At 61.3% G+C, this 8,834-nt stretch carries 8 protein-coding genes and 3 pseudogenes; 8 read left to right on the plus strand and 3 right to left on the minus strand.

The genetic code is table 11. The features are described 5' to 3' along the window. Positions 1-17 precede the first annotated feature (17 nt). From HMPREF9153_RS03485 to HMPREF9153_RS03505, 7 genes and pseudogenes are all read left to right on the plus strand, one after another. Positions 18-1,004 (plus strand): ribonucleotide-diphosphate reductase subunit beta, encoded by a 987-nt coding sequence (locus HMPREF9153_RS03485; protein WP_004809475.1) that lies wholly within the window; start codon positions 18-20, stop codon positions 1,002-1,004. A gap of 279 nt (positions 1,005-1,283) precedes the next feature. Next, entirely contained in the window at positions 1,284-1,652 is a 369-nt protein-coding gene (locus tag HMPREF9153_RS12590) for a PH domain-containing protein (protein ID WP_489687021.1), read from the plus strand. 141 nt (positions 1,653-1,793) lie between these two features. Then, a pseudogene (locus HMPREF9153_RS12925) lies at positions 1,794-2,420 on the plus strand (PH domain-containing protein); the annotation flags it as partial. Positions 2,421-2,618: 198 nt separating this feature from the next. Continuing rightward, positions 2,619-2,795 (plus strand): annotated as a pseudogene (locus HMPREF9153_RS12980) (PH domain-containing protein); the annotation flags it as partial. 39 nt (positions 2,796-2,834) lie between these two features. After that, a pseudogene (locus HMPREF9153_RS12605) lies at positions 2,835-3,203 on the plus strand (PH domain-containing protein); the annotation flags it as partial. After that, positions 3,200-4,075, plus strand: a complete 876-nt coding sequence (gene ppgK / locus HMPREF9153_RS03500) for a polyphosphate--glucose phosphotransferase (RefSeq protein ID WP_370882834.1) — start codon at positions 3,200-3,202, stop codon at positions 4,073-4,075. The pseudogene HMPREF9153_RS12605 and the gene ppgK, both read left to right, overlap by 4 nt. 195 nt (positions 4,076-4,270) lie before the next feature. Beyond that, positions 4,271-4,879, plus strand: a complete 609-nt coding sequence (locus HMPREF9153_RS03505) for an RDD family protein (protein ID WP_004809483.1) — start codon at positions 4,271-4,273, stop codon at positions 4,877-4,879. An 84-nt stretch (positions 4,880-4,963) separates the two neighbouring features. Here HMPREF9153_RS03505 and ykgO read toward each other — a convergent pair whose 3' ends face one another. Next, positions 4,964-5,086 carry a type B 50S ribosomal protein L36 gene (ykgO, locus tag HMPREF9153_RS03510; RefSeq protein WP_023032003.1) on the minus strand — a complete coding sequence of 41 codons (123 nt, stop codon included), beginning with the start codon at positions 5,084-5,086 and terminating at the stop codon, positions 4,964-4,966. A gap of 177 nt (positions 5,087-5,263) precedes the next feature. On the opposite strand from ykgO, the gene HMPREF9153_RS03515 reads away from it, so the two are divergent. Beyond that, positions 5,264-6,358 (plus strand): VanZ family protein, encoded by a 1,095-nt coding sequence (locus HMPREF9153_RS03515; protein ID WP_004809485.1) that lies wholly within the window; start codon positions 5,264-5,266, stop codon positions 6,356-6,358. 52 nt (positions 6,359-6,410) lie between these two features. Here HMPREF9153_RS03515 and arcC read toward each other — a convergent pair whose 3' ends face one another. Together arcC and HMPREF9153_RS03525 are read right to left on the minus strand one after the other, a co-directional pair. Next, on the minus strand, positions 6,411-7,343 hold the full coding sequence (arcC, locus tag HMPREF9153_RS03520) for a carbamate kinase (protein ID WP_004809487.1): 933 nt from the start codon (positions 7,341-7,343) through the stop codon (positions 6,411-6,413). A gap of 23 nt (positions 7,344-7,366) precedes the next feature. Beyond that, positions 7,367-8,371 (minus strand): ornithine carbamoyltransferase, encoded by a 1,005-nt coding sequence (locus tag HMPREF9153_RS03525; protein WP_004809490.1) that lies wholly within the window; start codon positions 8,369-8,371, stop codon positions 7,367-7,369. Between the last annotated feature and the right edge of the window lie 463 nt (positions 8,372-8,834).

Genomic DNA, 8,834 nt, shown 5'->3' on the forward strand with positions numbered 1-8,834 from the left:
CTGAAAGCGAGAACACCATGATCCTTGGATCCGGAATCCACGAGGGGTTGCTGCTCAAGCCCGTCATCTACCCGTGGGCCTACGACCTCTACAACCAGGCCGTGGCGAACACGTGGTTCCCCAACGAGATCCAGCTCGACGAGGACCTCGCCGACTTCGGCCGGATGACTCCCGACGAGCACCATGCCCTGACCCACCTCATGAGCTACTTCAACCCCAACGAGCTGCTGGTCAACAAGGCGTTGGCCTTCGGGGTCTACCCCTACGTCAATGCGGCCGAGTGCCACTTGTACCTGGCCAAGCAGATGTGGGAGGAGGCCAACCACTGCATGGCATTCGAGTATGTCCTTGAGACCTTCCCGATCGACCGTGAGGAGGCCTACCGCTCCCACGTCCACGTCCCGTCGATGGCCCGCAAGGAGTCCTTCGAGGTGGCCTTCATCAAGCGGATGACCGAGCAGACCCTCGACATCACCACCATCGAGGGAAAGCAGGACTTCGTGCGCAACCTGGTGGCTTACAACATCATCCTTGAGGGCATCTGGTTCTACTCGGGATTCATGGTCGCGCTGTCCTTCCGGCAGCGAAACCTGCTGCGCAATTTCGGCTCCCTCATCGACTGGGTGGTCCGCGACGAGTCCCTCCACCTGAAATTCGGCATGAATCTCATCCTGACGGTGTTGGAGGAGAACCCGGAGGTCGCCACCGAGGAGTTCGCGACCGAGATCCACGACATGATCGTCGAGGGGGTGTCCATGGAGGAGCAGTACAACCGCGACATGCTCCCCCGCGGCATCCTCGGAATGAATGCTGATTACGTCAATGACTACGTCAAGTACCTGGCAGATCGTCGTCTGGAGGAGCTCGGGTTCGAGCCGGAGTACCGCGTCGCCAACCCGGCGAAATGGATGGCCACGGCCAATGACACCCTCCAGCTGGTCAATTTCTTCGAGGCCACCAACACCTCCTACGAGGTCAATGCCCACGCCAACGGTGGTCGGTGAGATCGGGAGCGGACCCCGATCTTCGACGAGTCCTCGTTCGTGGGGTATTCGTCACCCCGATGGTGAGCGTGCATGAAGTCGCCATGGCATGCACGCGGACGATGTCAGCCCCAAAATATGCTTTGGGGCTGACATCATCCCTTGTTAGGGTCCTATGACGTGGACGAACTCTTCAGCCCTCCCGGAGGCGAATGGCATCCGGTCTCCCCGAAATTCGTGACCGTCAAGAGGCTCATGGTCTGCCTAACCTGGGGCATCCTGACGGTCGCCCTCGCCGTCGTGCTGGGGATCTTCGTCACCTGGTGGGCCGGTGTCATCGCGGCGGTCGTCGGCCTGGCCTTCACCGGATGGCGATTCTCGCGGATGCCAGCCGTCGTCGCAGCCATGGGCTGGTGCGAACGCGGAAGCGACCTGTGCATCCGTTCCGGGCCGTGGTTCCGTCACATGGTCATCGTTCCCTACGGCAGAATGCAGGCCGTTGAAATCAAGGCTGGCCCCGTCGACCGCCACTGGGGCGTGGCCTCGGTGGAACTGGTCACCGCTGCCATGGCGACCAACGCCTCGCTTGACGGTTTGCCAGCCGGGGAAGCCCAGGCCCTGCGCGACCGAATCACGGAGATGGCCGAGGAGAAGGACGCGGCCCTGTGACCCCGCAGGAACGACCCCTCGACGGGGATCGACGCGACATCACCATTCCGCCCGCCCCGGTAATCGAGCAACCCCAGCCCGAACCCGAGAGAACGCTGGAGAGACGCCCCCCATTGGGCAACCCCGCTGGTGCGTGGCTGGATGGTCATCGCAGCCGCAGCCTTCATCCTGTTCAAGCAGTTGCTCGAGGACGGCAAGGACCTGCGGTCATTGTCCGTCCGCGAACTGGGAATCGGCGGAAGCATCATCGTCGTCGTGGCGATCCTGCAGGTCATTGTGGGAGCCTTCGTGTGGGCGACCACGAGGTTCCACATCGACGAGGACGAGGTGCGCATCGAGCACCGCTTCATCACCCACGAATCCGACCGGCTGGCCTTGTCCAAGATTCAGGGAATCGACGTCGTCCAGCCCTTTGCCGCCCGGATCGTCGGTCTGGCAAGCCTCAACATCGACGTCGGCGCATCCAACTCCAAGAAGATCGAGTTCCTGAAACGCGGCGAGGCCTATGAGTTGCGCGACCTGCTCATCTCGCGGGCACGCCACGAGATCGCTCAGTCTCATACTGATGCGGTAGGTGACGGCGTCGGATCTCAATGGTGGGACCAGCGCCGCGACGAGCACGAAATCGTCAACGTCACCGCCAAGCGAGCCCTCATCGCCGGGTTCTTGTCAATGACCTTCGTGTTCCAAGTACTGGCTCTCATCGCGTCGATCGTTTTCAGCGTCGTCGATCATCAGCCTCTCGGCATTGCCGCCATCCTTGCGTTGCTGCTGTCCATGGTCGGTGTGGTGTGGAAGCAGCTCGACGCCGCGTGGAAGTTCCGTCTGCTGAGGTCGGCAGGTGCGCTCAAAGCTGTCCACGGTCTGACCAGCCTGACGACGCGCACCGTCCCCGTCCGTAGGGTGCAGGCGGTGGAGGTGTCTACTCCGCTGCTGTGGCGTCCACTCGGAGTCTCTCGTATCACAATGACGGTGCTCGGCGGTGCCGGGCTGTCGGATGTCGAACAGTCAACAGTTCTGCTGCCCATTGGTGACGACGAGCAGGTCCGCGCCGCCCTCGACGCGTTATGGCCCGGATTCCGACTGGACTCGGTGCATCTCAACGGAATCCCGAAACGTGCCCGGTGGTTCCGCTGGTTCGACCAGACGGTCATCGCATGGGGGTTTGACGACGAGGTCGTCGTGACCCGAAAGGGGCTGTTCAACCGCACCCTGAGCATCGTCCCGCATGCCCGATCGCAGTCAGTACGGCTGGCACAGGGGCCGCTGCAGCGTCGACTGGGCCTCGCTGACGTCTACGTGCACACCTCGTCGGGTCCGGTGACGGTGTCGTGTTCCCACCTCGACGCCTCTGATGCCCGGACCTTCGTCATGGGGCAGATGGACCGCACCCGTGCCGCACGCGCTCGAGAGCTGTCCCCGACGGAGCACCCGGCGACCGCACCCGCTGTCTCCTCCGACGAACCCATCGGTGCAAGGTCGCCCGACATCCCGGCTCGACCCCACGGCGTCAGAACGGACTCCACCGCCAATACCGCTCACGGTCAATAGCCATCTGCCCTCTGCGCCACCACTCCTCCCACTGGCAACCACTACGCTTGTCAACCATGAGCAACGTGCTGGGAATTGACGTCGGCGGCTCCGGGATCAAGGGAGCCCCGGTTGACCTCGACATCGGAGACTTTGCCGAACCGCGACTTCGCATCCCCACCCCTGGGAAGTCGTCCCCGAAGAACGTCGTCGCCGTGCTGCGCGAGATCGTCGACAACTTCGCCCCCACCATTGGCGACGGACCGGTTGGCATCTCCTTCCCCGCCCCGGCACGCCACGGCGTCATCCCCTTCATCGCCAACCTCGACCAGGGGTGGGCCGGCCTGCACGCCGAGGACTACATCAGTGATGCCCTCGGCCGCCCCGTGACCGTCCTCAACGACGCAGACGCCGCTGGCCTGGGTGAGGTCCACTACGGTGCAGCCAAGGGTGTCCCGGACGTCGTCATCCTCACCACCCTGGGCACTGGCATCGGGTCTGCTGTCATCAACAATGGCATCCTGCTGCCGAACACCGAGCTCGGCCATCTTGAGATCGACGGCCATGACGCCGAGAAGCGCGCCGCCTCCTCGGTCAAGGACCGCAAGAAGATATCCTACAAGGATTGGGCGACCAAGCGCCTGCAGCGTTACTACGAGGTCGTCGAGATGTTGTTTTCTCCCGACCTCTTCGTCGTCGGCGGCGGTGTCTCCAAGGACCACGAAAAGTTCTTCAAGTACCTCAACCTAGAGACCCCGATCGTCCCGGCCCAGCTGTTCAACCGAGCCGGTATCATCGGCGCGGCCTGGCAGGCTCAGTGGCGCTTGGAGCACCTCGACGTCACCGAAGAGGCTGTCGTCGAGGCCACCAAGAAGGCTGGAGACGACGACTGACGTCTCAGTAATCCTGAAACACAGCCACGATCGCCCCTCCGGAAAGGACGGGCGATCGTACTGTCTCCTGCTACCGTTACGGTCAAACCCGTGTACCACTCGCTTTTGGTACCACAGCACGATGCCTGATGACCCGCTCCACTGGCACGGTGGATTCCATCCCGATCATCGCCCCATGACGAGGAAGGACATCTCATGGCCAGCCAACAGCTCATCCTTGGCCTCATTGCCATCGCCATTCTCGTAATCCTCCTCATCCCCACCCTCGTCATCAAAACTCGCAAGGAGCGCAAGCTTCCGGGTGAGCCCAAGCCGACAACAAGAGGGCGGCGATTCTGCGCCCTGCTCATCGATGTGATTTGCGTAAGCGCCCTCACCGGGATCGGGTGGGGCCTCTTCGTGGGCGGCACCGCGCTGTACGAGATCAGCGATATCGCTCACAAGTCAGCCATCGAGTCGGCCACCAAACCGATCGGCACCGCACTCCTCCTGGCCATCAGTATCGGTTACGTCATCATCTCAGTGGCAGGACGCCTCGGCTCCTCCCCAGGAACCAACGCCATGCGTCTCGCGTGGGTTGACGCGGATGGGCACCCGTCTGGACGAGTTCACACCTCCGTCATCGGTGCGGCCTTCATCCTCTCGGTTCTCGGCAAGACATGGGTTGGCACGTTCGCGTCGATCGGCATCATCATCCTGTTCATTGAGGCCGTCTCGGTGCTGTGGGACGAGCGGGGCATCATCGCCAAGGTCATGCATCTTCATCTCGTCGACACGAAGGCCACCACGACACGCGCGCAATGATGTCGTGACACAGTGATCGCCCGCCTCAGATTGAGACGGGCGATCACTCATTTCCGGCCGTCGCCGGAGGCAGCTGGCACCGTTTCAGCCCTGACGAGCCTTCAACCGCGGGTTCTTCTTGTTGATGACATAAACGCGGCCACGGCGGCGCACCACCTGGGAGCCGGGCTGGTTCTTGAGGGCTCGCAAGGAGTTCCTGACCTTCATAATCTTCCTGTTCGTTGTACTCGAGTCTTTCTGCGACTGGTTCTCATTACCATATCAGCCTCGTCAACTCGGACCCTAGGCCATAACCCATGTCGAACTCGGTTTTCGTCCCGCAGGAGGATGCGCGACGACACCTCGACCTGCAATGTTGACCATCGCTCATCATCGGAAGGCCCCATGCTCGAAAAATCACTCATCTCGGTGCTCATTGGCGCAGGCATCAGCGTCGTCACGTTCGTCCCCGTGCTCATCCACCAGTTCAGGCGCTTCGGCGCACCCTCTTTCGGACGGATGGTGCTGATCTTCACCAACTTCGTGTATGTCAGCGCGCTCATCGCCTACACAATCTTCCCAGTGCCGCCACTGTCCGATGAATACTGCGCAGCCCATCCGCGTCACTTCATCCTCGATCCCACCGAGTACTTCCGTGACATGGCCCACCACTTCGCCGGTGCACCCATCATGGAGGTGCTCACCAGCTCCTCGATGATGCAAATGGTGCTCAACGTCGCCCTCTTCGTTCCACTGGGCTTCTACGCAGTCCGACTGCTCCGGATGCGCCCCTGGATCGCGGTGCTGTTCGGCTTCGGAACCTCCCTAGTCATCGAGCTCACCCAGTACACCGGAAACTGGTTCATATCCAACTGCCAATACCGCGTCGCTGACATCAACGACCTCATCACCAACACCCTTGGCGGTATCTTCGGCGTCCTCACCACGACTTTTGCCCCACACTTCTCGCAAACCCCCGAGAAGATGGAGAAGCAAGCCGACGAGTCGCGCGCAGTCACCAAAGGACGGCGGTTCCTCGCACTCCTCATTGACGTCTGGTGGGTCGTCCTCATCGACATCGCAGCCATGGGCATCACAGCCGCGATCGGCATGGTCTTGCTCTACAACAACCCCGAGAACAAGATTGCCGCCGTAGACGCCATGGAAACCTGCGGGACACCGCTTCTCGTGGCTCTCAACCTCGTCTACGTCATCATTGCCATGGCTGGACGCCTCGGCGTCTCTCCCGGGATGGGGACGGCCCACCTGGCCTGGACCACACCCCGTGGACTACCCGCAGGCCGACGTCATAGCCTCGTCATCGGTATGGCCCTCATGTGCTCTCACCTCGCCGACACCAGATTCAGCATCTTGGCAAGCATCGGAACCATCGTCCTGCTCGTCGAACTCATCTCGGTGTTGTTCACTGCGCGTGGCCTGGTCGGAAAGATCATGGGGCTCAACCTCGTCGATGCCCGAACCATCGAGGAACGCCCATAGCTGCCACGAGTGCCGCAGCCAGCCAAGGCTGCGGCACTCGTGCGTGAACTACTCAGTCAAGCTCGACGCCTCCGGGTGAATCGGAAACGATCGCCGTGCCGCAGGTGCCGTCAACGAGACCGCGAATGTCCTCAAGGGAACCAATGACGGCACGTTTCCCGGTCGCCAGGGCGAAGTTGCATGCTGCCCGAACCTTCGGACCCATGGACCCTGCCGCGAACTCCGCGTTAAGGGCATCCTCGGCGCGCATCTCCTTAATGAACGCCTGGCCAGGAGTGCCCCAGCCCTGGTAGACACCATCAACGTCCGTGGCGATGACCAGAAGATCAGCCCCAGCCCGCACCGCCAACTCAGCCGACGCCAAGTCCTTGTCGATAACAGCCTCAACACCATGAAGGCTGCCCTCCTTGTCGAACACGCACGGGACGCCACCGCCACCAGCACACACGACGAGGACACCAGAATCGACCAGCTGACGAATCGCCTTCTGCTCAACAATGTTACGCGGCTGCGGGGAGGCCACCACCCGACGGAAATACTCACCATCAGCGGCGATGGACCACCCCTTCTCGACAGCCAACCTCTCCGCGGTCTCCCGGTCATAGACCGGGCCGATCGGCTTGGTAGGATTATCGAAGGCAGGATCATCAGCGTCAACGACCGTCATCGTGATCATGGTGACGATCTGCTGCTCCTTGGGCATGACATTACCCAGCTCCTGCTCGATCATGTAGCCGATCATGGCCTGGGACTCAGCCCCCAACACATCCAGCGGATAGATGCCGACTTCCTCGTACGCCGTCGACTGCAAGGCCAGCAGACCCACCTGCGGACCATTACCGTGAGCCACGACGACCTCATGGTCGACGGCGACCTCCTTGATCCGCTCAGCCGCAATCCTCACATTGGCGCGCTGATTCTCTGCCGTCATGGGTTGACCACGTCGCAGCAGAGCATTGCCGCCCAACGCAACCAAGATTCTCATGGGTTCTTCCTCCCGTCCCACCGTCAAGCCAGGGAGGCGACCATGACCGCTTTGATGGTGTGCATGCGGTTCTCGGCCTGGTCGAAAGCAATGCACGCCGGGGACTCGAACACCGACTCGGTGACCTCGATGCCATTGGCCAGCTGCGGGTAGGCCTCGGCGATTTCGGCGCCCACAGTCGTCTCACTGTTGTGGAACGCCGGCAGGCAGTGCATGACCTTGACACGCGGATTGTTGGCAGCCTTGACCAGATCATCGTTGATCTGGAACGGCATAAGGGTGTCGATCCGCTCACCCCAGCTCTCCACGGGCTCACCCATCGACACCCACACATCCGTGTGAATGAAGTCGACGTCACGAACGGCTTCCTCAGCCGACGCCGTGACAAGCACCTTGCCACCGGACTCCTCGGCCCACTTGTGGCACTGCTCGACGAGCTCTGGCTCGGGTTGCAGGCCCTCCGGGGCCCCAATCCTGACATCCATACCGAGCTTGGCACCCAGCAACAGCAGGGAACGACCCATGTTGTTTCGACCATCGCCGACGTAGGCGAACGAGATTTGGTGGAAGGGCTTGTGAGCGTCCTCCTGCATGGTCAGGGCATCGGCGAGCATCTGAGTGGGGTGGAACTCGTCGGTCAGGCCATTAAAAACCGGCACACCGGCATACTCGGCCAACTCCTCGACGACGGATTGATGGAACCCGCGATATTCGATGGCGTCGTACATGCGCCCCAGCACCCGGGCGGTGTCCTTCATGGACTCCTTGTGACCGATGTGGGATCCGCTCGGACCCAAGTACGTGACGTCGGCACCCTGATCATGGGCTGCCACCTCGAAGGCACACCGGGTACGCGTCGATGCCTTCTCAAAAATGAGGGCGATGTTCTTTCCCTTGAGCATGGGCTGCTCAGTCCCGGAGTATTTGGCCTGCTTGAGCTGGGCAGCGAGTCGAACGAGGAATTCGATCTCTTCGGTGCTGTGGTGCGCCAGCGACAACAGATGACGATTCTTCAAATTGAATGCCACGACAATCCATCCTTTCCCACATTTGTCTGAGCGGTACTTCGTCCAGACGCTGACATTGTGTTGATGCTCAGTCTAAGTCTCAATCCGATCGCGCCACGGGCAGGAGTACAAAACTCCCCAACAGTCATTATTGAGTCCGTTCCTGGGTGGGATCGAACGGCGGGACGAATGAACCACCTCCACACGCATTGGACTGCCCCGGGTTTTGATCAACTCGGTCCCGGCCAGCCAACCCACAACCGGTCCGGCGCCACCGAGACACACGGGCGGCCAATCTCTGTCATAGTTCGGGCAGGTCTCGTAATATAATCCGCACCGCCCGGGCCCTCAGCTCAGCGGGATAGCGCTCGTTCGTATTGCCTGCCATGACTCCAACCTTCCGAAAGCTCAGAATCTCCGGACATCCCGGGGCGATTCATAGACCGTTAGTCGTTGTCGGGGCGAGCGAAGAACACTCCCTCTT

Origin of the sequence: Cutibacterium avidum ATCC 25577 (genome assembly GCF_000227295.1) — a bacterium.
In the GTDB taxonomy this organism is placed as follows: domain Bacteria; phylum Actinomycetota; class Actinomycetes; order Propionibacteriales; family Propionibacteriaceae; genus Cutibacterium; species Cutibacterium avidum.